This is a genomic window from Streptococcus pseudopneumoniae, assembly GCF_001072925.1.
In the GTDB taxonomy this organism is placed as follows: Bacteria; Bacillota; Bacilli; order Lactobacillales; family Streptococcaceae; genus Streptococcus; species Streptococcus pseudopneumoniae_Q.
The window spans coordinates 24,808-49,618 of the sequence record NZ_JVHE01000086.1 but is presented as its reverse complement, the minus strand read 5'-3'; the positions used below and the strand labels follow the sequence as shown (position 1 = coordinate 49,618).

The 24,811-nt window shown below is 39.8% G+C and carries 30 protein-coding genes; 29 read left to right on the top strand and 1 reads right to left on the bottom strand.

The genetic code is table 11. From position 1 onward, the window contains the following. The 22 genes from ADH81_RS05175 to ADH81_RS05070 form a co-directional block, all read left to right on the top strand. Nucleotides 1-313, top strand: a 313-nt coding sequence (locus ADH81_RS05175) for an LPXTG cell wall anchor domain-containing protein (RefSeq protein WP_049526996.1), incomplete at its 5' end; no start/stop codon positions are given. 214 nt (nucleotides 314-527) lie between these two features. Then, entirely contained in the window at nucleotides 528-1,235 is a 708-nt protein-coding gene (locus tag ADH81_RS05170) for a glucosamine-6-phosphate deaminase (RefSeq protein ID WP_049526994.1), read from the top strand. A 270-nt stretch (nucleotides 1,236-1,505) separates the two neighbouring features. Next, nucleotides 1,506-1,682 (top strand): 30S ribosomal protein S21, encoded by a 177-nt coding sequence (rpsU, locus tag ADH81_RS05165; protein ID WP_000048054.1) that lies wholly within the window; start codon nucleotides 1,506-1,508, stop codon nucleotides 1,680-1,682. Nucleotides 1,683-1,811: 129 nt separating this feature from the next. Continuing rightward, a complete protein-coding gene (gene hprK / locus ADH81_RS05160; protein ID WP_049526992.1) occupies nucleotides 1,812-2,747 on the top strand; it encodes an HPr(Ser) kinase/phosphatase in 936 nt (311 codons plus the stop codon). Further along, complete coding sequence (gene lgt / locus ADH81_RS05155; protein WP_049526991.1) at nucleotides 2,740-3,528, top strand: prolipoprotein diacylglyceryl transferase; 789 nt, start codon at nucleotides 2,740-2,742, stop codon at nucleotides 3,526-3,528. Before hprK ends, lgt begins: the two co-directional genes overlap by 8 nt. Before the next feature lies 1 nt (nucleotide 3,529). Then, nucleotides 3,530-3,913 (top strand): DUF948 domain-containing protein, encoded by a 384-nt coding sequence (locus tag ADH81_RS05150; RefSeq protein WP_000895021.1) that lies wholly within the window; start codon nucleotides 3,530-3,532, stop codon nucleotides 3,911-3,913. Nucleotides 3,914-3,928: 15 nt separating this feature from the next. Continuing rightward, on the top strand, nucleotides 3,929-4,324 hold the full coding sequence (locus tag ADH81_RS05145; protein WP_049526988.1) for a YtxH domain-containing protein: 396 nt from the start codon (nucleotides 3,929-3,931) through the stop codon (nucleotides 4,322-4,324). An 85-nt stretch (nucleotides 4,325-4,409) separates the two neighbouring features. Next, the gene (hemW, locus tag ADH81_RS05140) at nucleotides 4,410-5,540 is read left to right on the top strand and encodes a radical SAM family heme chaperone HemW (RefSeq protein ID WP_049526986.1); all 1,131 of its coding nucleotides are present in this window, start codon (nucleotides 4,410-4,412) and stop codon (nucleotides 5,538-5,540) included. A gap of 4 nt (nucleotides 5,541-5,544) precedes the next feature. Beyond that, nucleotides 5,545-6,282 (top strand): acyl-[acyl-carrier-protein] thioesterase, encoded by a 738-nt coding sequence (locus tag ADH81_RS05135; RefSeq protein WP_049526984.1) that lies wholly within the window; start codon nucleotides 5,545-5,547, stop codon nucleotides 6,280-6,282. A 10-nt stretch (nucleotides 6,283-6,292) separates the two neighbouring features. Beyond that, nucleotides 6,293-7,066: a TIGR01457 family HAD-type hydrolase gene (locus ADH81_RS05130; RefSeq protein ID WP_049526982.1), complete on the top strand. Its 774-nt coding sequence runs from the start codon at nucleotides 6,293-6,295 to the stop codon at nucleotides 7,064-7,066. Next, nucleotides 7,056-7,679 carry a TIGR01906 family membrane protein gene (locus ADH81_RS05125; RefSeq protein WP_049526980.1) on the top strand — a complete coding sequence of 208 codons (624 nt, stop codon included), beginning with the start codon at nucleotides 7,056-7,058 and terminating at the stop codon, nucleotides 7,677-7,679. The genes ADH81_RS05130 and ADH81_RS05125 overlap by 11 nt, the downstream gene beginning before the upstream one ends. Nucleotides 7,680-7,890: 211 nt before the next feature. Beyond that, on the top strand, nucleotides 7,891-8,292 hold the full coding sequence (locus ADH81_RS05120; RefSeq protein ID WP_049526979.1) for a Spx/MgsR family RNA polymerase-binding regulatory protein: 402 nt from the start codon (nucleotides 7,891-7,893) through the stop codon (nucleotides 8,290-8,292). Then, on the top strand, nucleotides 8,293-8,571 hold the full coding sequence (locus ADH81_RS05115) for a UPF0223 family protein (RefSeq protein ID WP_045763367.1): 279 nt from the start codon (nucleotides 8,293-8,295) through the stop codon (nucleotides 8,569-8,571). Beyond that, nucleotides 8,561-9,328 (top strand): inositol monophosphatase family protein, encoded by a 768-nt coding sequence (locus ADH81_RS05110; protein ID WP_049526977.1) that lies wholly within the window; start codon nucleotides 8,561-8,563, stop codon nucleotides 9,326-9,328. The genes ADH81_RS05115 and ADH81_RS05110 overlap by 11 nt, the downstream gene beginning before the upstream one ends. A gap of 6 nt (nucleotides 9,329-9,334) precedes the next feature. Continuing rightward, nucleotides 9,335-10,648 (top strand): RsmF rRNA methyltransferase first C-terminal domain-containing protein, encoded by a 1,314-nt coding sequence (locus ADH81_RS05105; RefSeq protein WP_049526975.1) that lies wholly within the window; start codon nucleotides 9,335-9,337, stop codon nucleotides 10,646-10,648. 110 nt (nucleotides 10,649-10,758) lie between these two features. Continuing rightward, nucleotides 10,759-11,637, top strand: a complete 879-nt coding sequence (locus tag ADH81_RS05100) for a phosphate ABC transporter substrate-binding protein PstS (protein ID WP_049526974.1) — start codon at nucleotides 10,759-10,761, stop codon at nucleotides 11,635-11,637. Further along, nucleotides 11,637-12,554 (top strand): phosphate ABC transporter permease subunit PstC, encoded by a 918-nt coding sequence (pstC, locus tag ADH81_RS05095; RefSeq protein ID WP_049526972.1) that lies wholly within the window; start codon nucleotides 11,637-11,639, stop codon nucleotides 12,552-12,554. Before ADH81_RS05100 ends, pstC begins: the two co-directional genes overlap by 1 nt. Continuing rightward, nucleotides 12,544-13,428, top strand: coding sequence for a phosphate ABC transporter permease PstA (pstA, locus tag ADH81_RS05090; protein ID WP_045763362.1), 885 nt, complete (start codon nucleotides 12,544-12,546; stop codon nucleotides 13,426-13,428). The genes pstC and pstA overlap by 11 nt, the downstream gene beginning before the upstream one ends. A 10-nt stretch (nucleotides 13,429-13,438) precedes the next feature. Further along, nucleotides 13,439-14,242: a phosphate ABC transporter ATP-binding protein PstB gene (gene pstB, locus ADH81_RS05085; protein ID WP_049526970.1), complete on the top strand. Its 804-nt coding sequence runs from the start codon at nucleotides 13,439-13,441 to the stop codon at nucleotides 14,240-14,242. A gap of 12 nt (nucleotides 14,243-14,254) precedes the next feature. Continuing rightward, entirely contained in the window at nucleotides 14,255-15,013 is a 759-nt protein-coding gene (gene pstB / locus ADH81_RS05080; protein WP_045763360.1) for a phosphate ABC transporter ATP-binding protein PstB, read from the top strand. 11 nt (nucleotides 15,014-15,024) lie between these two features. Next, complete coding sequence (phoU, locus tag ADH81_RS05075) at nucleotides 15,025-15,678, top strand: phosphate signaling complex protein PhoU (protein ID WP_049526968.1); 654 nt, start codon at nucleotides 15,025-15,027, stop codon at nucleotides 15,676-15,678. A gap of 157 nt (nucleotides 15,679-15,835) precedes the next feature. Continuing rightward, nucleotides 15,836-16,651 (top strand): ABC transporter substrate-binding protein, encoded by an 816-nt coding sequence (locus ADH81_RS05070; RefSeq protein ID WP_049526966.1) that lies wholly within the window; start codon nucleotides 15,836-15,838, stop codon nucleotides 16,649-16,651. An 18-nt stretch (nucleotides 16,652-16,669) separates the two neighbouring features. Here the strand turns inward: ADH81_RS05070 and ADH81_RS05065 are convergent, their stop codons facing one another. Continuing rightward, entirely contained in the window at nucleotides 16,670-17,944 is a 1,275-nt protein-coding gene (locus ADH81_RS05065) for a PLP-dependent aminotransferase family protein (protein ID WP_049526964.1), read from the bottom strand. Between the two features lie 376 nt (nucleotides 17,945-18,320). Between ADH81_RS05065 and budA the strand changes: the two genes are divergently transcribed. The 7 genes from budA (at nucleotide 18,321) to ADH81_RS05025 (ending at nucleotide 24,780) form a co-directional block, all read left to right on the top strand. Continuing rightward, entirely contained in the window at nucleotides 18,321-19,049 is a 729-nt protein-coding gene (gene budA / locus ADH81_RS05055) for an acetolactate decarboxylase (protein ID WP_049526960.1), read from the top strand. A 12-nt stretch (nucleotides 19,050-19,061) separates the two neighbouring features. Continuing rightward, a complete protein-coding gene (locus ADH81_RS05050; protein WP_049526958.1) occupies nucleotides 19,062-19,814 on the top strand; it encodes a YhfC family intramembrane metalloprotease in 753 nt (250 codons plus the stop codon). Between the two features lie 117 nt (nucleotides 19,815-19,931). Further along, nucleotides 19,932-20,837, top strand: coding sequence for a UDP-N-acetylmuramate dehydrogenase (murB, locus tag ADH81_RS05045; protein WP_049526956.1), 906 nt, complete (start codon nucleotides 19,932-19,934; stop codon nucleotides 20,835-20,837). Nucleotides 20,838-20,998: 161 nt separating this feature from the next. After that, a complete protein-coding gene (locus tag ADH81_RS05040; RefSeq protein ID WP_049526954.1) occupies nucleotides 20,999-22,156 on the top strand; it encodes an ABC transporter ATP-binding protein in 1,158 nt (385 codons plus the stop codon). Then, nucleotides 22,137-22,943, top strand: coding sequence for an ABC transporter permease (locus ADH81_RS05035; RefSeq protein WP_000754123.1), 807 nt, complete (start codon nucleotides 22,137-22,139; stop codon nucleotides 22,941-22,943). Before ADH81_RS05040 ends, ADH81_RS05035 begins: the two co-directional genes overlap by 20 nt. Next, the gene (locus tag ADH81_RS05030) at nucleotides 22,940-23,713 is read left to right on the top strand and encodes an ABC transporter permease (RefSeq protein ID WP_045763347.1); all 774 of its coding nucleotides are present in this window, start codon (nucleotides 22,940-22,942) and stop codon (nucleotides 23,711-23,713) included. The genes ADH81_RS05035 and ADH81_RS05030 overlap by 4 nt, the downstream gene beginning before the upstream one ends. After that, on the top strand, nucleotides 23,710-24,780 hold the full coding sequence (locus ADH81_RS05025; RefSeq protein WP_049508863.1) for an ABC transporter substrate-binding protein: 1,071 nt from the start codon (nucleotides 23,710-23,712) through the stop codon (nucleotides 24,778-24,780). The genes ADH81_RS05030 and ADH81_RS05025 overlap by 4 nt, the downstream gene beginning before the upstream one ends. Nucleotides 24,781-24,811: the final 31 nt, after the last annotated feature.

The following is a 24,811-nucleotide window of genomic DNA, read 5'->3' as shown; positions in this document are numbered from 1 at the left end:
GCCTCCAGGCCCAGTAACGCCTCCAGGCCCAGTAACGCCTCCAGGCCCAGTAACGCCTCCAGGTCCAGTAACGCCTCCAGCTCCAGTAACACCTCCAGGTCCAGTAACGCCTCCAGGTCCAGTAACACCTCCAGCTCCAGTTACACCACCAAGTTCAGTTACACCTCCAGCACCAGGAACATCATCAACGCCTGAAAAGAAAAAGGCCAATGAGTTACCGAAAACAGGTGAACAGAAAACTACAGTTTTAATCGTTTTAGGAGTAGCGCTTGGTTTAGTTGGATTGAGTTTGGTTGCTAAACGTAAAAAATAATATAAGAAAAAGAAACATTTTCCAAAATATAATCAGGAAGTGTTTCGGATATAAGATTTAAGAGAGGACGTCAAACTCCTCTCTTTTTTGGAGTAGGTAGACCTATCAATTGATTTCTTTAGTATATTTATATTTTCAACAAAAATAAACCGTTTTCACTTGACAAAAATTGGTCTATACCATATAATAAAATAAAGAATATGGAGGACAAATTATGAAAGTTATTCAAGTGGAAAATCCAATTGAAGGTGGAAAAGTTGCTTTTGATATCTTAAAAGAAAAATTGGAAAACGGTGCACAAACATTGGGACTTGCAACAGGAAGCAGTCCTTTGGAGTTTTACCAACAAATCGTTGAGAGCGATCTTGATTTTTCAAATCTTACAAGTGTGAACTTGGATGAGTACGTAGGTCTTGATGGGGACAATCCTCAATCATACCGTTACTTTATGCAAGAAAATCTTTTCAATAAGAAACCATTTAAAGAAAGCTTCTTGCCACGTGGTGTCAAGGATAATGCAGAAGCAGAAGTAGAACGCTACAACCAAATTCTTGCTGACCATCCAGTTGACCTACAAATCTTAGGAATTGGTCGCAATGGTCATATTGGCTTTAATGAACCAGGCACACCATTTGACAGTCAAACTCATCTTGTAGAACTTGACCAGTCTACTATCGAAGCTAACGCACGTTTCTTTGAGAAGATTGAAGATGTTCCAACACAAGCAATTTCTATGGGAATTAAAAACATTTTGGATGCTAAATCTATCCTTCTCTTTGCTTATGGTGAATCAAAAGCAGAAGCTATCGCTGGAACTGTTGAAGGCCCTGTGACAGAAAGTCTACCGGCAAGTAGCCTGCAAAACCATCCAGATGTAACCATTATCGCCGATGCAGCAGCACTCAGCTTGTTAAAGAAATAAGATTTTAATCATTAAAGACCATTCGATCCTATGGATTGGGTGGTTTTTTGGTCTGGATATGTTCAAAAAATGAATACAGTTTGTCTGAAAGTGGTACAATAGTTCTAATAGAAGAGTGCGTGATAGATTATCCCTTGAAAAGAAGAATATATAATCCTCATTTTTTAAAAATTAAATGGAATGATTTGGGGGAATTTCATTTTTTTCTTGACAATTTTCTTCATTCCGTGTAAAATAGAGTAAATCTTGAACTTGAAGGGAGTGAAAAAAATGTCTAAAACAGTAGTACGTAAGAATGAATCTCTTGACGATGCTCTTCGTCGTTTCAAACGTGCAGTTACTAAAGCTGGTACTCTTCAAGAAACACGCAAACGTGAATTCTATGAAAAACCTTCTGTAAAACGTAAACGTAAATCAGAAGCAGCTCGTAAACGTAAAAAATTCTAATTAATAAGAAAGGCTAGACTTGTCTAGTCTTTTTTGTTTTAAATAAATCCTATAAATCCTGCAAAATTCTGAAACTTCCTACTACAATTTGATATAATAGTAGGGAGAACTCGATTGAAGGAGAAAATTATGTCGGTTTTAGTTAAAGAAGTGATTGATAAGCTCAGACTAGACATTGTCTATGGTGAGCCAGAATTACTTGAAAAGAAAATCAATACTGCGGATATTACGCGACCAGGGCTTGAAATGACGGGGTATTTTGACTACTATACTCCAGAGCGGATTCAGTTACTGGGAATGAAAGAGTGGTCTTATCTGATTAGTATGTCTTCTCATAACCGCTACCAGGTTTTGAAAAAGATGTTTCAACCAGAAACACCTGCAGTTATTGTTGCGCGTGGTTTAGTAGTTCCAGAGGAAATGCTAAAGGCCGCTAGAGAATGTAAAATCGCTATTTTAACGAGTCGTACAGCAACAAGTCGTCTGTCTGGGGAATTGTCAAGTTACCTAGATTCTCGTTTGGCTGAGCGTGAAAGTGTACATGGTGTCTTGATGGATATCTATGGTATGGGTGTGTTAATCCAGGGCGACAGTGGTATTGGTAAGAGTGAGACAGGTCTAGAACTCGTGAAACGAGGACACCGTTTGGTAGCGGATGACCGTGTAGATATCTTTGCTAAGGATGAAATGACTCTCTGGGGTGAACCAGCTGAAATCTTGAAGCATTTACTTGAGATTCGTGGTGTTGGTATTATAGATGTGATGAGTCTTTATGGTGCCAGTGCAGTTAAGGATTCTTCGCAAGTTCAGTTGGCTGTCTATCTAGAAAATTATGACACGCAAAAGACTTTTGATCGCCTAGGCAATAATGCTGAGGAATTGGAGATTTCTGGAGTAGCTATTCCACGTATCCGCATTCCTGTAAAAACAGGACGTAATATTTCTGTTGTTATCGAAGCAGCAGCTATGAATTATCGTGCTAAGGAAATGGGCTTTGATGCTACTCGACTATTTGAAGAAAGATTGACAAATCTGATTGCAAAGAACGAGGTGAAAAATGATTGATCCAATCGCTTTTCAAATTGGTCCTCTAGCAGTTAGATGGTATGCACTCTGCATTGTTTCAGGTCTTGTTTTAGCGGTATATCTTGCCAGTAAAGAAGCGCCTAAAAAGAAGATTTTATCTGATGATATTTTGGACTTCATCTTAATTGCCTTTCCTTTGTCCATCATTGGTGCTAGACTCTACTATGTTTTTTTTAGATTTGATTATTATAGCCAACATCTGGGAGAGATTTTTGCTATTTGGAATGGTGGTCTTGCCATATACGGTGGTTTAATTACTGGCGCGATTGTACTCTATATCTTTGCTGATCGCAAATTAATCAATACTTGGGATTTCTTAGATATTGCAGCTCCGAGCGTCATGATTGCACAGAGTTTAGGACGTTGGGGAAACTTCTTTAACCAAGAAGCTTATGGAGCAGTCGTTGACAATCTAGACTATTTACCTGGTTTTATTAAGAATCAAATGTATATCGATGGCTCATATCGACAACCAACCTTCTTATACGAATCTATCTGGAATCTGATCGGTTTTGCCTTGATTGTCGTTTTTAGACGCCTATTAAAGAATATCCGTCGTGGTCATATCACTGCCTTTTATCTAATTTGGTACGGATTTGGACGTATGATTATTGAGGGCATGCGTACGGATAGTCTCATGTTCTTTGGACTCCGAGTATCCCAGTGGTTGTCCGCGCTATTGATTGGCCTTGGTATTTATATCATCTTTTATCAAAATCGGAAAAAAGCACCATTTTATAATGTAGAAAAGGAGAATTAAAATGTTAGAAGTTGCTTATATTATTGTGGCAATTGCCTTGGTTGTATTTTTAGTTTATCTGATTATTACCCTTCAAAAAGTTGGTCGTGTAATCGATGAAACTGAAAAAACTGTTAAAACTTTAACATCAGATGTAGATGTAACTCTTCATCAAACAAATGAATTGCTTACAAAAGTCAACGTTCTTGTTGATGATATCAATGTCAAAGTTGCTACAATTGATCCCCTCTTTACAGCAGTTGCGGACCTTTCTGTTTCTGTTTCTGACCTAAATGAGCAAGCACGTGTTTTGAGTAAAAAAGCATCATCTGCTGGATCAAAAACTATAAAAACTGGTGCAGGTTTGTCTGCTATTCGTGTTGCAAGTAAATTTTTTAAAAAATAAAAAAGGAGTTGACTAATGGGAAAACTATCATCTATCCTTTTAGGAACTGTTTCAGGTGTTGCAGCTGCCTTGTTTCTAACTAGTGATAAAGGAAAACAAGTTAGAAGCCAAGCACAAGAATTTTTAGAAGATCTAAAAGAAGATCCTGAGTATGCTAAAGAGCAGGTTTGTGAAAAAATAACGGATGTCAAAGAACAAACCAAAGAATTCGTTCTTAAAACAAAAGATCAGATTGAATCTGGGGAAATTACTCTTGACACTGTTCTTGATAAAGCAAAATATCATGCTCAACAAGCGACTGAAGCTTCAAAAGAAACCTTGAATCATTTTAAATCACAACTGGAAGAAAAAGTAGTTGTGGAAGAAAATGGAAATGGTCAAGAAATTGTCATTGAGCTTCAAGAAAATTAAAATAGAGTCACCATTCTTTGTTTTCTAGAAAATCAAGAATGGTGATTTTTTTCTTGAGTGAACTCTTTGTGGTATAATAAATACTATGCAGAAGAAACCGACATCAGCCTATGTGCATATTCCGTTTTGCACACAGATTTGTTATTATTGTGACTTTTCAAAGGTCTTTATTAAAAATCAGCCAGTAGACAGCTATCTAGAGCATCTACTGCAAGAATTTCATTCTTATGACATTCAAAAATTGCGTACACTCTATATTGGTGGTGGGACACCGACAGCCTTGTTTGCTTCTCAATTGGAAGTTTTGTTAGAAGGATTGACTAAAAACTTAGATTTATCAGTCTTAGAAGAATTGACCATTGAGGCTAATCCTGGTGACCTGGATGCTGATAAGATTGCTGTTCTGCAAAATTCTGCAGTTAATCGTGTTTCACTAGGTGTTCAGACCTTTGATGATAAAATGCTGAAAAAGATAGGGCGTAGTCATACGGAGAAGGATATTTATGAAAATATCGATCGTCTCAAACTGGCTGGTTTTGACAATATTTCCATTGACTTGATCTACGCACTTCCTGGGCAGACCATGGATCAGGTCAAGGACAATGTCGCTAAGGCAATTGCCCTTGATATTCCTCATATGAGTCTCTATAGTTTGATTTTGGAAAATCATACGGTCTTTATGAATCGTATGAGACGAGGGAAATTACCACTTCCAAAGGAAGAACTAGAAGCAGAGATGTTTGACTATATCATTGCAGAGCTAGAAAGAGCTGGCTTTGAGCACTATGAGATTTCTAACTTTTCTAAACCAGGATTTGAAAGTCGTCACAATCTTATGTACTGGGACAATGCTGAGTATTATGGAATCGGTGCTGGTGCATCTGGCTATGTAGACGGTGTTCGCTATAAAAACCATGGGCCGATCCGCCATTATTTAAAGGCAGTAGAAGAGGGAAGTGCTCGTATCAATGAAGAACACTTGAGTCAAAGGGAGCAAATGGAAGAAGAGATGTTTCTCGGCCTTCGCAAGAAGTCAGGAGTTTCCATGGCACGCTTTGAAGAAAAATTTGAACGGTCTTTCCAGGAACTTTATGGGGATATTGTCAAAGACTTGATTCAACAAGGTCTTATGCAACTTGATGGCGATCATGTTCGTATGACTAAGAGAGGGCTCTTCTTAGGTGATACAGTAGCAGAACGATTTATATTGGAGTAAAATTATGGGTTTAACTTATCAAATGAAGATGAAAATTCCTTTTGATATGGCTGACATGAATGGCCATATCAAGCTACCAGATGTGATCTTGTTGTCCCTCCAGGTATCAGGGATGCAGTCAATTGAACTGGGTGTGAGTGACAAGGATGTTTTAGAACAGTATAATCTGGTCTGGATTATCACAGATTATGATATCGATGTGGTTCGTTTGCCTCGTTTTGCTGAGGAAATCACCATTGAAACAGAAGCTTTAACTTATAATCGTCTATTTTGCTACCGCCGATTTACGATTTATGATGAAGATGGTCAAGAAATCATTCATATGGTAGCTACCTTTGTCCTTATGGATCGTGAGAGTCGAAAGGTTCATCCTGTAGTATCAGAAATTGTCGCTCCTTACCAATCTGAGTTTTCTAAGAAACTGGTCCGTGGGCCAAAATATACAGAGCTGGAAGAAGCGATAAGCAAGGACTACCACGTTCGTTTCTATGACTTAGATATGAATGGTCACGTCAATAACAGCAAATACCTAGACTGGATTTTTGAGGTCATGGGAGCCGATTTTCTTACTAACCATATTCCCAAAAAAATTAACCTCAAATATGTCAAGGAAGTTCGACCAGGCGGAATGATTACTTCTAGTTATGAATTGAATGAACTAGAAAGCAATCACCAAGTCTCAAGTGATGGCGACATCAATGCTCAAGCAAAGATAACTTGGCAAGAAATTAACAAATATTAGAAAGAAAGATATGACTTATAAAGGATATTTAATTGATTTAGACGGAACGATCTATAAGGGAAAAGACAGAATTCCAGCTGGTGAAGCTTTTGTCCATGAGTTACAAAAAAGAGAGATTCCTTATCTTTTTGTGACAAACAACACCACTCGTACACCTGAAAGTGTTCAAGAGATGCTAGGCAATCAGTTTAACATCGAAACGCCTGTATCGACCATCTATACTGCAACCTTAGCAACTATCGACTACATGAACGATCTAGGACTTGATAAGACAGTCTATGTGATTGGAGAAGCAGGGCTCAAGGAAGCCATTCAAGCAGCTGGTTATGTTGAAGATAAAGAAAACCCAGCCTATGTTGTTGTTGGTTTGGACTGGCAAGTAGACTATGAAAAATTTGCTACGGCAACCCTAGCTATCCATAGAGGTGCTCATTTTATCGGTACCAACCCAGATTTGAATATTCCAACAGAACGTGGACTTTTACCTGGTGCTGGTTCACTGATTACTCTTCTAGAAGCAGCAACTCGCGTAAAACCAGTTTATATTGGAAAACCTAATGCGATTATTATGGATAAGGCTGTTGAACACCTAGGACTTGAGCGCCAAGAAATTGTCATGGTAGGGGATAACTACCTGACTGATATTCGAGCTGGTATTGACAATGGCATTCCTAGTCTTTTGGTAACGACAGGATTTACAAAACCTGAAGAAGTAGCAGACTTGCCAATTGCACCAACTCATGTCCTTTCAAGTCTAGCGGAGTGGAATTTCGATGAAAACTAAGTTTACTTTTGTAGGAAGTATTCTCTTTCTCCTCTCGGTTGCTATTTTATTGACCATTTACCTAGCTTGGTTGGTCTATCCTCAGGAAATTTCTTGGTTAAACTTGACAAATCGTGTTCATCTGCAACCTCAGACCATCCAGCATAATTTTAATGTTTTGATGGATTATTTGACCAATCCATTAAATCAAGCATTGGGAATGCCAGATTTTCCTTCATCAGCTTCTGGCATCCATCATTTTGCAGTTGTGAAGGGACTCTTCCATCTAGCGCAAGGAGTAGCGATAGTTACCTTACCGATTTTCTATCTTTTTTGGAAGCAGGTCATTCAGAAAGGATTTCTATCTCTATACCGTAGAGGTCTCTTAATCATGCTCTCGTTACCTTTGGTTCTTGGTTTAATTGGAGTTTTCATTGGATTTGAGCAGTTCTTTACTTTGTTTCATCAAATTCTTTTTGTAGGTGATGATACCTGGCTATTTGATCCGGCAAAGGATCCAGTCATTCTTATCCTACCAGAGGACTTTTTCCTCCATGCCTTTCTTCTATTTTTCTGCTTGTATGAATTGATTTTTGGATTTCTGTACCTACAGAGTCGAAAAACAAATAGATAAGTCAAGAAAAGTATTACTGATTCCAAATAAAATCTAGGAAAAAACTATCGTTTGTAACATGAATATTTCTATATTTAAGCGAAACATTCACATTTGATTCTAAAAACCCTATTTTTCTTGAAAAAGTAGGTTTTTTTTACGGAAATAACTAGTCAAGCGCTTTATTTTTTTGTATAATAGGAATAGAAAAGTATGTAAAGAAGAGGAAAGCATGATTACACTATTTTTATCACCGAGTTGTACATCATGTCGTAAAGCAAAGGCCTGGTTCGAGAATCATAAAGTGCCCTTCCAAGAGCATAATATTATGACCAGCCCTTTAACGAGAAAAGAACTGCAACACATTCTTTCCTTGACCGAAAATGGTACTGATGACATCATCTCGACTCGTTCAAAGATTTTTCAAAAATTGAATATTGATGTAGAGAGTATCTCAGTATCGGAGTTGCTTCATTTAATTGAGCAGTATCCGAGTCTTTTGCGTCGTCCGATTATTATTGACGCAAAGCGAATGCAAATCGGTTTTAATGAAGATGAGATTCGTGCTTTTCTCCCTCGTAGTTACCGTAAACAAGAACTGAAAGAAGCTACATTGAGAGCTGGTATTAATTAGATGAATAAACAGTATAGTTACCCACTAGATTTGTCGTGGAGCACTGAAGAACTTGCTTCAGTGCTTTCTTTTTTTAATGATGTTGAAGCAGCCTATGAGACTAAGGTAGAGGCAAAAAAACTACTAGATTCCTATAAGGGATTCAAAGCGGTTGTTCCAAGCAAGAGTGAAGAAAAACGCTTGGGCCGTGAATTTGAAACTGCGAGTGGTTACTCCTTCTATCGAGCTGTCCAATTGGCCAAAGAACAAGGGGAAGGGAAGATTTCGCTTGGAAAATAAATTTATGTTTGCCAAAGAGATTGTCAAGGAAGCAGGAGACTATATTCTAGCTCATATGCAGGAAGAATTGCATATTGAGAGAAAATCATCCCCTACAGACTTGGTGACTCGTTTGGACAAGGAAGTTCAGAATTTTTTGATTGATAAGATTCGTTCGCATTATCCTGATGACCAATTTTGTGCAGAAGAGGGATGTCTACGTGCTTCAGTTGGACATGGATCTGTTTGGGTCATTGATCCCATTGATGGTACCAACAACTTTGTCGCACAAGGTGATGATTTTGCCATTATGGTAGCATATTTTGAAAACGGTGTGGGCCAGTTTGGGATCATTTATGATGTCATGAAAGGTCATTGTTATCATGGAGGAGGTACTTTTCAGGCCTGTCTCAATGAAGAACCCTTGCCTAGTTTTAAGGATAAGCCCTTGCGAGATTTTCTAATTGCGAGTAATGCTGGCATGTTGGAAACAAACGCTTGGGGTGTAGCAGAATTGGCTAATGCTTCACTTGGTGTACGTATCTATGGAAGTGCAGCTATCAGCTTTTCAAAAATATTATCTGGTCAGCTATTGACCTATATCACCTATCTCCAACCTTGGGACTATGCTGCAGCTGGTATCATTGGAAAAAGTTTAGGTTATCAGATTGTAACCTTAACTGGAGAGCCGGTGGATTTTCAGACACGACAACCAATTATGATGGTTCCTACAGACAAGTTGGCAGAAATCCAATCCTATATCTATGAAAGGAAATAAACTTACATGCAATTTCCAGAAGGATTTGTAAAAAAATATGAAGCAATATTGGGAGATGAGGCAAGAGCTTTTCTTGCCTCTTTTGATGATGAGGCAGTTTCCGCCTTTCGCATCAATCCCTTAAAAGAAAGCCAAGTTTCTTTTTCAGATGCTATTCCACATACGCCTTGGGGCTATTATGGCAAGGTTTCTGGGAAATCTCCTGAACATGTAACAGGCTTAGTCTATTCCCAAGAACCTGCTGCACAAATGGTTGCACAAGTAGCTCAACCTAAACCAGGTATGAAGGTCTTGGATTTGGCAGCGGCTCCCGGTGGGAAATCAACTCAACTGGCAGCTTATCTTGCAGGCGAAGGACTACTTGTTTCCAATGAAATTTCTAGCAAGCGAGCTAAGATTTTGGTTGAAAATATGGAACGGTTTGGTGCATCAAATGTTGTTGTAACCAATGAATCTGCCGATCGTTTGGCTAAAGTATTTAAAGGATATTTTGACCTAATTGTCCTAGATGCACCATGCTCTGGAGAAGGGATGTTCCGAAAACAGCCAGATGCTATGGATTATTGGAGTGTAGAATATCCAAGCCAATGTGCTGACTTGCAGCGTGAAATTCTAGAGGATGCGGTCACCATGTTAGCTGATGGTGGTCGTTTGGTCTATTCGACTTGTACATGGGCTCCAGAAGAAAACGAAGAAATTATCAAATGGTTACTGGATAGTTATGATTTTGAATTGATTCCAATCGAACCTATCAATGGGATGGTACCTGGAATTGAAATACCTGAGACAGCTAGAATGTACCCACATCACTTTAAGGGAGAGGGCCAGTTTGTTGCCCATTTGCAATTTCGAGGGGAAAATAAGGCCTCTAAATTCAAGCCATCTAAGTCTAATCTCTCTCGAGAGCAGCTTTCTTTATGGCAAGATTTTGAAAAAAAACATCTAAAGATAAATTTGCCAGGTATTTTACAGACTTTTGGAGACCAACTGTACCTCTTGCCTGAAGTTCTACCAGATTTGGGTAAACTTAGGATTGCACGAAACGGACTTCATCTTGGAACCTTTAAGAAGAAACGTTTTGAACCAAGTTTTGCTCTTGGTTTAGCCTTAAAACCAAGCCAAGTCAAGCAAGTCATTGAAATACATCAAGAAGACTTCGTTAAATACGTAGCTGGTGAGACAGTTCAATTGTCTGAAACTTTGCCAAATGGCTGGTACCAAGTTTTAGTTGGTGGGAATGGTCTAGGCTTTGCAAAAGTGACCGGAAATACCTTGAAGAACTATTTCCCTAAGGGCTTGAGGTTTAAGGTAAAAAACTAGTCAAAATCAGTATTCTATGTTATAGTGGAAGTATGGATTTTTTGCATAAAACATTAGAAAAATAGGGCGAAATTCCAAGCTATTCATCATTATTTTCAAGGAGACAAATAGTGAAAAAATTTAAAAAACTCACCCTCTTTCTTGCGACCTTTTTACTTGCGGGTTCACTAGCAGGGTGTGCAAGTTGGATTGATCGTGGGGAGTCAATGACGGCTGTTGGCTCAACTGCCCTCCAACCTTTAGTCGAGGCGGCAGCAGATGAATTCGCATCAGCTCATATCGGTAAAACGGTCAATGTTCAAGGTGGTGGTTCTGGTACAGGACTATCGCAGGTTCAATCAGGAGCAGTAGATGTCGGAAACTCGGATGTATTTGCTGAGGAAAAAGACGGTATTGATGCTTCAGCATTGGTCGATCATAAGGTAGCTGTTGCAGGTTTGGCTGTTATTATCAATAAAGAAGTAGATGTTGATAATCTAACGACAGATCAACTCCGACAAATCTTCACAGGAGAAATTACCAACTGGAAAGAAGTCGGCGGGAAAGATTTAGCCATCTCTATAATCAACCGTGCGGCTAGTTCAGGTTCTCGTGCAACCTTTGATAGTGTGATCATGAATGGTCAATCAGCAATGCAAAGTCAGGAACAAGATTCGAACGGGATGGTTAAATCAATCGTTTCTCAAACCCCTGGAGCTATTTCCTACCTAGCATTTGCTTATGTTGATGATTCTGTTGGGACAATCAAACTCAATGGTTATGAACCAATTTCAGAGAATGTAACCACGAATAATTGGCCTTTGTGGTCTTATGAACATATGTATACACTTGGTGAGCCAAATGAATTGGTTGCCGAATTCTTAAACTTTGTCCTTTCAGACGAAGCTCAGAACGGAATCGTTAAAGGAATGGGCTATATTTCTGTTAAGGAAATGAAGGTTGAAAAAGATGCTGCTGGTACGGTGACAGCGCTAGAAGGGAGCCAATAATGAATCAAGAAGAATTATCTAAAAAATTGCTCTCTCCGTCAAAAAACTCTCGTCTTGAGAAATTAGGAAAAAGTCTGACTTTTGCCTGCCTATCTTTGATTGTTATCATTGTGGCTATGATTTTAATCTTTGTAGCCCAAAAAGGTTTGTCAACCTTCTTTGTCAACGGTGTGAATATCTTTGATTTTCTCTTTGGTGCAACTTGGAACCCTTCAGGTAAACAGTTTGGTGCTCTTCCAATGATTTTAGGTTCCTTTATCGTTACTATCCTATCTGCTCTTATCGCAACACCATTTGCAATTGGTGCTGCAGTCTTTATGACAGAAGTATCGCCAAAAGGAGCTAAGATTTTGCAACCAGCAATCGAACTCCTAGTTGGGATTCCTTCAGTAGTTTATGGATTTATCGGTTTGCAGGTCGTGGTACCATTTGTACGTAGTGTCTTTGGTGGAACAGGTTTTGGTATTTTATCGGGGATTTTCGTTCTCTTTGTTATGATTTTGCCGACTGTAACTTTTATGACAACGGATAGTCTGCGTGCTGTTCCTCGACACTACCGTGAAGCTAGTTTAGCGATGGGAGCAACTCGTTGGCAAACTATCTGGCGTGTAACCTTAAAGGCTGCTCGTTCAGGTATTTTTACGGCTGTAGTCTTTGGTATGGCGCGTGCTTTCGGTGAAGCCCTTGCGATTCAGATGGTTGTTGGTAACTCAGCAGTTGTTCCAACTTCATTGACGACACCAGCAGCGACTTTAACATCTGTATTGACCATGGGAATTGGTAATACCGTTATGGGAACTGTTGATAATAATGTTCTTTGGTCACTGGCCCTAGTATTGCTCTTGATGAGTTTGGCCTTTAACAGTGTGATTAAATTGATTACGAAAGAAAAAGGAAAGAAAAACTATGCACGCTAAGAAATTAGATAAACTTGCAACAGCTGTCCTCTATACCATCGCAGGAATCATTGTGACCATTCTTGCTTCCTTGATTCTCTATATCTTGGTTCGAGGCTTACCTCATGTTTCTTGGTCCTTCTTGACTGGAAAATCATCTTCTTACCAAGCAGGTGGAGGTATTGGAATTCAGCTTTATAATTCCTTCTTCCTTTTGGTCATCACCTTGTTCATCTCTGTGCCTTTGTCAATGGGAGCTGGGATTTACTTGGCTGAGTATGCCAAAAAAGGTCGTGTTACCAACTTCGTTCGTACCTGTATTGAGATTTTGTCTTCACTGCCATCAGTCGTAGTCGGTCTCTTTGGTTACCTTATCTTTGTAGTTCAGTTTGAATATGGATTTTCAATTATTTCAGGTGCCTTGGCTTTGACTGTCTTTAACCTTCCCCAGATGACGCGTAATGTTGAAGACAGTTTGAAACACGTTCACCATACGCAACGTGAAGCTGGTTTGGCTCTAGGACTCTCTCGTTGGGAGACAGTTCTTCATGTCGTTATTCCAGAAGCCCTTCCTGGTATTGTAACTGGTGTAGTACTTGCATCAGGTCGTATCTTTGGTGAAGCTGCGGCTCTTATCTATACGGCAGGACAATCTGCACCAGCTCTTGACTGGTCAAACTGGAATGTCCTCAGCGTAACCAGTCCAATCTCAATCTTCCGTCAAGCAGAAACCTTGGCTGTTCATATCTGGAAAGTCAACAGTGAAGGAACTATTCCTGATGGAACCCTTGTTTCAGCAGGTTCTGCTGCGGTGCTCCTAATCTTTATTTTAATCTTTAACTTTGGAGCTCGCAAACTCGGAAGCTACCTACACAAGAAATTAACCGCTGCCTAAAGGAGAAGCCATGTCAAAATATAATTGGGATGAAAAGCATATCATTACCTTTCCAGAAGAAAAAGTGGCCCTCTCTACTAAGGATTTACATGTTTACTACGGTAAAAACGAATCCATTAAGGGCGTCGATATGCAATTCGAAAAAAATAAAATTACTGCCTTGATTGGTCCATCAGGATCTGGGAAATCAACCTACCTACGCAGTCTCAATCGTATGAATGATACCATTGATATTGCTAAGGTGACTGGACAGATTCTCTATCAGGGAATCGACGTCAACCGTCCTGAAATCAATGTTTATGAAATGCGTAAACATATTGGAATGGTGTTCCAACGTCCAAATCCATTTGCAAAATCTATTTACCGCAACATCACCTTTGCACATGAACGTGCAGGAGTTAAGGACAAGAAAATCCTTGATGAAATTGTAGAAACCTCTCTTCGTCAGGCTGCCCTCTGGGATCAGGTCAAAGATGACCTTCATAAGTCTGCCTTGATGCTTTCAGGTGGTCAGCAGCAACGTCTCTGTATCGCTCGTGCTATCTCTGTTAAACCAGATATCCTCTTGATGGATGAACCTGCATCAGCCTTGGACCCGATTGCGACAGCTCAACTTGAGGAAACCATGTTGGAGTTGAAGAAGGATTTTACCATTATCATCGTAACTCACAGTATGCAACAGGCTGCGCGTGCTAGTGACTATACAGGATTTTTCTACTTGGGTGATTTGATTGAGTATGATAAGACTGCTAATATTTTCCAAAATGCTAAGTTACAGTCAACCAATGACTATGTAACTGGACACTTTGGTTAGAAAGGGAACAGTATGACAGAACCGATTTTACAGGTTTCAGACCTGTCAGTCTATTACAATAAAAAGAAGGCCTTGAATAGTGTTTCCTTATCATTCCAACCCAAGGAAATTACGGCCCTTATCGGTCCGTCTGGATCTGGGAAATCAACACTTCTAAAGGCTATTAACCGAATGGGTGACCTTAATCCTGAAGTGACGACAACTGGATCAGTGGTTTATAACGGTCACAACATCTATAGCCCTCGTACCGATACAGTTGAATTGCGTAAGGAAATTGGAATGGTATTCCAACAACCCAATCCTTTCCCTATGTCTATCTATGAAAATGTCGTTTATGGCCTCCGCATAAATGGAGAAAAGGATAAGCAGGTCTTAGATGAAGCAGTGGAGAAGGCTTTACAGCGTGCTTCAATCTGGGATGAAGTCAAAGACCGTTTGCATGACTCTGCTATTGGTCTTTCAGGTGGTCAACAACAACGTGTTTGTGTAGCACGCGTATTGGCGACTAGTCCTAAAATCATCCTTTTGGATGAACCAACTTCAGCCTTGGACCCTATTTCTGCTGGTAAGATTGAGGAAACCTTGTATGGTCTAAAAGACAAATACACCATGCTCTTGGTCACTCGTTCTATGCAGCAAGCATCTCGAATCTCTGATAAGACAGGATTTTTCCTCAATGGAGATTTGATTGAATTTAACGATACCAAGGATATGTTCCTCTATCCGCAACATAAGGAGACAGAGGACTACATTTCAGGTAAATTTGGATAAGGAGTGAGAAGATGTTACGATCTCAATTTGAAGAAGATTTAGAGAAATTGCATAATCAGTTTTATGCTATGGGACAAGAAGTTCTTTCCCAGATCAATCGTACTGTACGTGCTTTTGTTACTCATGACCGTGACTTGGCAAAAGAAGTCATTGAGGAAGATGCAGAAGTAAACGAATACGAAGTGAAACTTGAAAAGAAATCATTTGAAATGATTGCCCTACAACAGCCAGTTTCACAGGACTTGCGAACAGTTTTGACAGTTTTAAAAGCTGTTTCAGACCTAGAACGTATGGGAGACCATGCAGTATCTATCGCAAAAGCAACGATTCGTATGAAGGGTGAGCAACGTATCCCTGCAGTTGAAGAAGAAATTAAAAAAATGGGTCGTGAAGTAAAAAACTTTGTTGAGGCTGCTTTAGAACTTTATTTGAATGGTTCTGTGGATCAAGCCTATGAAGTTGCAACTATGGATGAAAATATCAACCATTACTTTGATAATATTCGAGACCTTGCTACAGAGGAAATCAAGAAACATCCTGAAGCAATCATCACAGGTCGTGATTATTTCCAAGTTATTTCTTACTTGGAACGCATTGGTGACTATGCAAAAAATATCTGTGAATGGGTTGTTTACTTTGAAACAGGTAAGATTGTTGAATTGTAAGATTGATTAATTATGCAAAAAAAGGAGCTTGTTAGTAAGTAGAAGCTCCTTTTTTGAAAGAAAAATTGAAAATCTTTCATAAAAATTTAGAATATGCTTGACAAACAAAGTTTATAGAGTTATAATTATACAAAATTAACAGAGAGGTTGTTTATTTATGAATTTTAAAAAATGGATATTTGTTTTATGTAGTTTTCTTGCAAGCTTCTTTTTAGTAGCTTGCCAATCGTCTAGCTCAAGCTCACAGTCTGCAGTGGAGGCTATCAAACAAAAAGGAAAATTAGTGGTTGCAACTAGTCCAGACTATGCTCCCTTTGAGTTTCAATCCCTTGTAGATGGTAAGAACCAAGTCGTAGGTGCTGATATTGACATGGCGCAAGCAATTGCTGATGAACTTGGAGTGAAATTGGAAGTTTCAAGCATGAGTTTTGATAATGTCTTGACTAGTCTTCAGACAGGTAAGGCTGATTTGGCCATTGCGGGAATCAGTGCAACAGAAGAAAGACAAGAAGTCTTTGATTTCTCAATTCCTTACTATGAAAATAAAATTAGCTTCCTTATCAGAAAGTCAGATCTTGAAAAATACAAGGATTTGGACTCTCTAGCAAGTGCTAATATTGCAGCTCAAAAAGGAACTGTTCCTGAATCCATGGTCAAAGAGCAACTTCCAAAGGCACAGTTGACTTCTTTGACAAACATGGGCGAAGCAGTCAATGAGCTTCAATCAGGTAAGGTTGATGCCGTTCATATGGATGAGCCAGTAGCACTAAGCTATGCTGCTAAGAACTCAGATTTGGCTGTAGCTACAGTAAGCTTGACTATGAAAGAAGGCGAAGCAAATGCCGTAGCTATCAAAAAAGGTAACTCAGATTTGAAAGAAGTAGTTGATAAGGTCATCCAAAAACTGAAAGATGACGGAACTTACCAAACTTATCTTGAAAAAGCTGCTAAGCTAACAGAAGTAGAACAATAAAAAATAACAGAGTTGGACTCAGTCCAGCTCTGTTTTTAAATAGCTTAATGTTTCTTCAATATTTTCTAGGGGGACTTTTGCAAAGTGATAAGGGCAGTTCGCTAGATAGGAAGATTCAAAGAAGTCGAGTTCTAGAGGACTATGTTTAAGACTAGCGATGCTAGGATAGTTCCTGAGATCAAGCAAAAGCCCATCATGAAGTGGATAGCTTGGTAGGGAAATAGGATAGCTTTGTAAGAGTTGTTGGATGTGCTCCTGACTTTTTTCTTGCAGTGCCAATCGTGCTAGTCTGTTTTTTTCAAAGAGTTGACTATCAATATAGAGTGATAGAGCCTTTTGCATGATAAGGTTGTTGTCATAGTCGAGAATGTTTTTGTAGGTCACAAAAGCTTCCTTGATCGCATTAGGAAGAAGTAGGGCAGTGATTCGAAGGGCAGGAAATAGACTCGTAGAAAAGGACTTGATATAGATGACCAAATCATGTTGGTCCAGATAATGAAAGGTTTGTCCCATTTTAGGATCCAAGTCCCCCAGGTAGTCATCCTCAACGATATAAATCTGATATTTTGCAGCTAAGTCAAGGATAGCAAGTTTTTCCTCTTCAGAATAGGAATGCCCCAGAGGATAGTGGAAACGGGGAATGGTATAGAAAAACTTAATCTTTCCACTTTTAAACTGTTCCTCAAGTTCTTTCAAGTCGATGCCATCCACCCGACGTTCAATGGTTTGAAAGGGAAGATTTTGAGCTAGTAGCAGCTGGTTCATTCGATGATAGGTCGGTTGTTCGACCAGTATTTCCTGAGCTTGACCTGGAAAATCGATCTGAGAAAGAATAAACAGTGCTTGTTGAGTTCCAGACGTCATGACCAACTGGTCTGCCTTACTATAAATGGCTTGATCAAAGAGCAAAGTCTGAACGGACTGACGTAATTCTTCTAAGCCTTCTTGGTGTTCATAATAGTTGTAGAGATAATTTTCTCGCCCAATCAAGCTCTCATTGACGCACAGACGAAAATCATCATAGGCAGCTGCGTGTTCATCGTTAACTGAAATAATTAGATCTTCATGACTGGTTTGTTGCTCCAATACATAATAACCACTTTGAGGTTTGGAGTAGATATATTTCTCGTATCGGAGTTCTAAGAGTGCGCGCTGTATGGTGTCTTTGCTACAGTGAAAATCTTGACTGAGTTTTCGGATAGATGGCAGGCGACTTCCAGTGGGAAATCTACCTGATTCTATCTCATTTTTTAGATAGTGAACGACTTGTTCATATTTGCTTTCTTGCTTCATCCCAGACCTCTCATGATTTTGTTACATTGTACCTTTTTTTTAGAAGTTTGGCAATGTTATACTCTTCGAAAATCTCTTCAAACCGCGACAACGTCGCCTTGCCGTATGTGTAGGATACTGACTACGTCAGTTCCATCTACAACCTCAACACAGTGTTTTGAGCTGCCTTCGTCAGTTCTATCCACAACCTCAAAACAGTGTTTTGAGCTGACTTCGTCAGTCCTATCCACAACCTCAAAGCAGTGCTTTGAGCAACCTGCGGCTAGTTTCCTAGTTTGCTCTTTGATTTTCATTGAGTATTAAAAGGCAGTCTAGCATTCAATTCTAATCAGAAATGTGATATACTTAGTAAGTAAAATTTTCAAAGAAGAGTGAGATGATGAAGGTGCAAGAACCAGTTAAATTATTCCAATATAATACTTTGGGAGCCTTGATGGCGGGACTTTACGGAGGAACCATGACCGTTGGTGAATTGCTTGAACATGGTGATTTAGGATTAGGAACCCTGGATTCTATCGATGGAGAATTGATTGTCTTAGATGGGAAAGCATATCAGGCTAAGGGTTCAGGTGAGAAACCTGAAATTGTGGAAGTTTCACCAGATGCCTTGATCCCCTATGCAGCAGTTGTACCCCACCAGGCAGAAGTTATTTTCCGCCAGCGTTTTGAAATGACTGATCAGGAACTTGAAAAACGTATTGAGTCCTATTATGATGGAGAAAATCTTTTCCGTTCCATCAAGATTCATGGTGATTTTAAACACATGCATGTTCGTATGATTCCAAAATCAACAAGTGAAACGAAGTTTGCTGAGGTTGCGACGCATCAGCCTGAATATAGCTGCGACAATGTCTCAGGAACTATCGTTGGTTTTTGGACACCTGAAATTTTCCATGGAGTTAGTGTTGCTGGTTATCATTTGCACTTCATTTCAGACGATCTAACCTTTGGTGGCCACGTTATGGACTTTGTCATCAAGGAAGGGATTGTAGAGGTGGGAGCTGTTGACCAGTTGGATCAACGTTTTCCTGTTCAGGATCGTCAATATCTATTTGCTAAGTTTAATGTTGACGAGATGAAAAAAGATATCGAACAGGCAGAATAAAAGGAGTCAAATATGAAAATTCATGTAATAATAACGATGCTGGCTTTATTTGCCTTTCTCATTACAGCAGTTTGGTATGCAAGAAAGCAATACAAGATTAATTTTGCAGTTTTGGGACTTGGGGCAGTTGCATTTTTTGCCTCTTCTCAAGTCTTGGAGAAAATCGTTCATCTCTTGGTTCTCCACCCACAAAAGGATGGGACAGTTCCACTCATGACGGAAAATCCTCTTCTCTATGTGATTTATGGCATTTCTATGGCTGCTTTATTTGAAGAAACAGCTCGACTTATTTTCTTTAAATGGTTGGAGAAGAAAAGAACTTTGGAAGATTCAGATGCTCTTGCTTATGGATTGGGACATGGTGGCTTGGAGTTGATCTATATCGGGATTGCAAGTTTACTCAATCTCTTCATCCTCTTTTCAGCAGTAGAATCTCAAAATCCAGCCATCATGCAACTCTTACCTGAGAGTACGCTTGCTACGATTAACAATCTAGCAGCATGGCAGATTTACCTTTTGGGACTAGAGAGAATCCTAGCCTTGCTTCTTCAAGTTGGATTGACCTTCTGGGTTTATCAAGCAGTTCGCCAAAAGAAATGGATTTACCTAGTAGCTGCTTATGGTTTACACGCCCTATTTGATTTGGCTCCGAGCCTATCTCAAGTTGGTTGGTTGTCAAATCCCCTTCTCGTAGAAGGATTGTTAGCAGCGGAAGTTATTATTTTTATTTACTTTACAAAAACGATCTTTTATAAAAAGCAATAATACAAAAAAGAGGTTCATCCTCTTTTTAGTTTGAGCTTTTGAAAAAGCTAACCAAATCATCGAAAAATAGAGTTAAAAATGGTATAATGGAATGAATTTTATAAAAGGAATAGAAAAATGACCGTATTAGATAAACTAAAAGAAACCCTAGAAGGAATCGATATTCGATTCGATGAACCGCTAAAAACTTATACCTATACCAAAGTTGGAGGAAAGGCAGATTATTTAGTTTTTCCACGCAATCGTTATGAGATGGCTCGTGTAGTAAAATTTGCCAATCAGGAAAACATTCCTTGGATGGTTCTTGGAAATGCAAGTAACATTATCGTCCGTGAGGGTGGCGTTCGTGGTTTTGTAATCATGTGTGACAAGCTTAATAACGTTTCTGTTGATGGCTATACCATCGAGGCAGAAGCTGGAGCTAACTTGATTGAAACCACTCGTATTGCCCTCCGTCATAGCTTGACTGGTTTTGAGTTTGCTTGTGGAATTCCAGGAAGCGTCGGTGGTGCTGTCTTTATGAATGCCGGGGCTTATGGTGGTGAGATTGCTCATGTTCTCCAGTCTTGTCAAATCTTGACTAAGGAAGGTGAAATCGAAACCATATCTGCTAAAGATTTGGCCTTTGGTTATCGTCATTCAGCCATTCAAGCATCTGGAGCAGTTGTCCTATCAGCTAAATTTGCCTTAGCTCCAGGTAATCACCAAGTCATCAAGCAAGAAATGGACCGCTTGACCCACCTTCGTGAACTCAAGCAACCTTTAGAGTATCCTTCATGTGGATCAGTCTTTAAACGTCCAGTGGGTCATTTTGCTGGACAATTGATTGCAGAAGCAGGTTTGAAAGGATATCGTATTGGTGGCGTAGAAGTTTCAGAAAAGCATGCAGGCTTTATGGTCAATATTGCTGATGGAACTGCCAGAGATTATGAAGACTTGATTGAGTCTGTCATTGAAAAGGTTAAAGAACACTCAGGTGTTACTCTCGAGCGAGAAGTTCGTATCTTGGGTGAACATGAGTAAATACTAGAAATAGCTTAGCTGCTACTAACTAGAATGTAGAGGGGATGAAAGCTTATCGTTAGTGCAGAAGAATGTAGGCAGTTCAATCTCCTACAAGAGGTAGTGACGGCCTGACAGAGCCCTGATCTGTTAATCTATGAAAAAGAAGGAATAAATGACAATTGAAAAAACCAATCATCGAATTCAGAAACGTTTCTAAAGTTTTTGAAGATAGCAACACCAAGGTTCTCAAGGATATTAACTTTGAGTTGGAAGAAGGGAAGTTCTACACACTTCTCGGTGCCTCAGGATCTGGTAAATCAACCATCCTAAATATCATTGCAGGTTTGCTAGACGCAACGACTGGAGATATTTTACTGGATGGCGTGCGAATCAATGATATCCCAACTAATAAGCGCGATGTTCATACTGTCTTCCAATCTTACGCCTTGTTTCCGCATATGAATGTCTTTGAAAATGTTGCCTTTCCATTGCGTTTGCGTAAGGTCGATAAAAAAGAAATCGAACAACGTGTATTAGAAGTTCTCAAGATGGTACAGTTGGAAGGTTTCGAAAAACGTTCTATTCGTAAGCTTTCTGGAGGACAACGCCAGCGTGTAGCTATTGCGCGTGCGATTATCAACCAGCCTCGTGTGGTCTTGTTGGATGAACCTTTGTCAGCCTTGGACTTGAAGTTGCGAACAGATATGCAGTACGAACTGCGTGAACTGCAACAGCGATTGGGCATTACCTTTGTCTTTGTTACCCACGATCAAGAAGAAGCCTTGGCTATGAGTGACTGGATTTTCGTCATGAATGACGGTGAAATCGTTCAGTCTGGTACACCAGTTGATATCTACGACGAGCCAATCAACCACTTTGTTGCCACCTTCATTGGTGAATCAAATATCTTGCCAGGGACCATGATTGAGGATTATTTAGTCGAGTTTAACGGCAAACGCTTTGAAGCGGTCGATGGTGGTATGAAGCCAAATGAACCGGTCGAAGTCGTTATTCGTCCAGAGGACTTGCGCATTACCCTTCCAGAAGAAGGGAAGCTCCAAGTGAAGGTTGATACCCAACTTTTCCGTGGGGTTCACTATGAGATTATTGCCTATGATGAACTTGGCAATGAATGGATGATTCACTCAACTCGTAAGGCTATCGTTGGTGAGGAAATCGGTTTGGACTTTGAACCAGAAGACATCCACATCATGCGTCTCAATGAAACAGAAGAAGAGTTCGATGCACGTATCGAAGAGTACGTAGAAATCGAAGAGCAAGAAGCAGGTTTGATCAACGCTATCGAGGAGGAAAGAGATGAAGAAAACAACCTCTAAACTCTTTGTAGTGCCCTACATGCTTTGGATTGTGCTCTTTGTATTGGCACCGTTGGTCTTGATTTTTGGACAATCCTTTTTCAACATTGAAGGCCAATTCAGTTTAGAAAACTATAAATCCTATTTTGCGTCACAAAACTTGACCTATCTCAAAATGAGTTTTAACTCAGTCCTCTATGCAGGAATTGTAACTCTAGTGACGCTACTTATCAGCTATCCAACAGCCCTCTTTTTGACCCGTCTCAAACACCGTCAACTCTGGCTCATGCTAATCATCTTGCCAACCTGGATCAACCTACTTCTTAAGGCTTATGCCTTTATCGGGATTTTTGGGCAAAATGGTTCTATCAACCAATTCCTAGAATTTATTGGAATCGGATCGCAGCAGTTGCTCTTTACGGATTTCTCATTTATCTTTGTTGCAAGCTACATCGAGCTTCCATTTATGATTTTGCCTATCTTCAATGTCTTGGATGATATGGATAATAACCTCATTAATGCTAGCTATGACCTCGGTGCAACCAAGTGGGAGACTTTCCGTCATGTCATCTTCCCTCTGTCTATGAATGGAGTGCGAAGTGGTGTCCAATCTGTCTTTATCCCGAGTTTAAGTCTCTTTATGTTGACCCGTTTGATTGGGGGGAACCGAGTGATCACCTTGGGAACTGCTATCGAGCAGAATTTCCTGACAAACGATAATTACGGTATGGGTTCAACTATTGGTGTTGTTCTTATCCTGACCATGTTTATCACCATGTGGGTGACTAAGGAAAGGAGAGAACGATGAAAAAATTATCAAATCTTTATCTAGCCTTTGTCTTTATCGTCCTCTATCTGCCAATCTTTTACTTGATTGGTTATGCCTTCAATGCTGGGGATGATATGAATAGCTTTACAGGCTTTAGTTTGTCTCACTTTGAAACTATGTTTGGCGATGGAAGACTCATGCTGATCTTGGTTCAAACCTTTTTACTAGCCTTCCTATCAGCCCTGATTGCGACTGTTATTGGGACTTTCGGTGCTATCTACATCTACCAATCACGTAAAAAATATCAAGAAGCCTTCCTATCACTCAATAACATTTTGATGGTTGCACCAGACGTTATGATTGGTGCTAGTTTCTTGATTCTCTTTACACAACTCAAGTTTTCACTTGGATTTTTGACAGTTCTGTCTAGTCATGTGGCCTTCTCCATTCCAATCGTAGTGCTTATGGTCTTGCCTCGATTGAAAGAGATGAATGGGGATATGATCCATGCGGCCTATGACCTTGGAGCTAGCCAGTTCCAGATGTTTAAGGAAATTATGCTTCCTTACCTAACACCGTCTATCATTGCAGGTTACTTCATGGCTTTCACCTATTCCCTAGATGACTTTGCCGTGACCTTCTTTGTAACGGGGAATGGCTTTTCAACCCTCTCAGTCGAGATCTACTCTCGGGCTCGTAAGGGAATTTCGCTGGAAATCAATGCTCTTTCAGCCTTGGTCTTTCTCTTTAGTATTATCCTAGTTGTCGGATATTACTTCATTTCACGTGAGAAGGAGGAGCAAGCATGAAACGACTCTATTCATTTTTAGCAGGAATTCTAGCGATTATCCTTGTCTTGTGGGGAATTTCTTACCATCTTGACAGTAAAATCAATAGTCGCGATAGTCAAAAATTGGTTATCTACAACTGGGGAGACTATATCGCCCCTGAACTTCTCGAGAAATTTACAGAAGAAACAGGAATCCAAGTTCAGTACGAAACCTTTGACTCCAATGAAGCCATGTACACGAAAATCAAGCAGGGTGGAACAACCTATGATATTGCTATCCCGAGTGAGTACATGATTAACAAAATGAAGGACGAAGACCTTCTAGTTCCACTGGATTATAGTAAGATTGAGGGCATTGAGAATATCGGTCCAGAGTTTCTCAATCAGTCCTTTGATCCCAACAACCAGTACTCTATCCCATACTTCTGGGGGACCTTGGGAATTGTCTACAATGAAACTATGGTAGAGGAAGCACCTGAACACTGGGACGACCTTTGGAAGCCAGAGTATAAAAACTCCATTATGCTTTTTGATGGGGCGCGTGAAGTACTTGGTTTAGGTCTTAACTCACTAGGCTATAGCCTCAACTCTAAAGATCCACAGCAGTTGGAAGAAACGGTAGATAAGCTCTATAAGCTAACTCCAAATATCAAGGCTATTGTGGCGGATGAGATGAAGGGGTACATGATTCAGAATAACGCTGCTATAGGTGTGACCTTCTCTGGTGAAGCCAGTCAGATGCTAGAGAAAAATGAAAATCTTCGCTATGTCGTACCGACAGAGGCAAGTAATCTCTGGTTTGACAATATGGTCATTCCCAAAACAGTCAAAAACCAAGACGCAGCCTATGCCTTTATCAACTTTATGTTGAAACCCGAAAATGCTCTCAAAAATGCAGAATATGTCGGCTATTCAACACCAAACAATGCTGCTAAGGAAATGCTCCCTGAGGAGACCAAAGAGGACAAGTCCTTCTATCCAGACGCAGACACTATGAAACACCTAGAGGTCTATGAGAAATTTGACCATAAATGGACAGGTATCTACAGCGACCTCTTCCTACAATTTAAAATGTATCGGAAGTAGGAGTAAACAAAAAGAACGAATCAGTTAAACT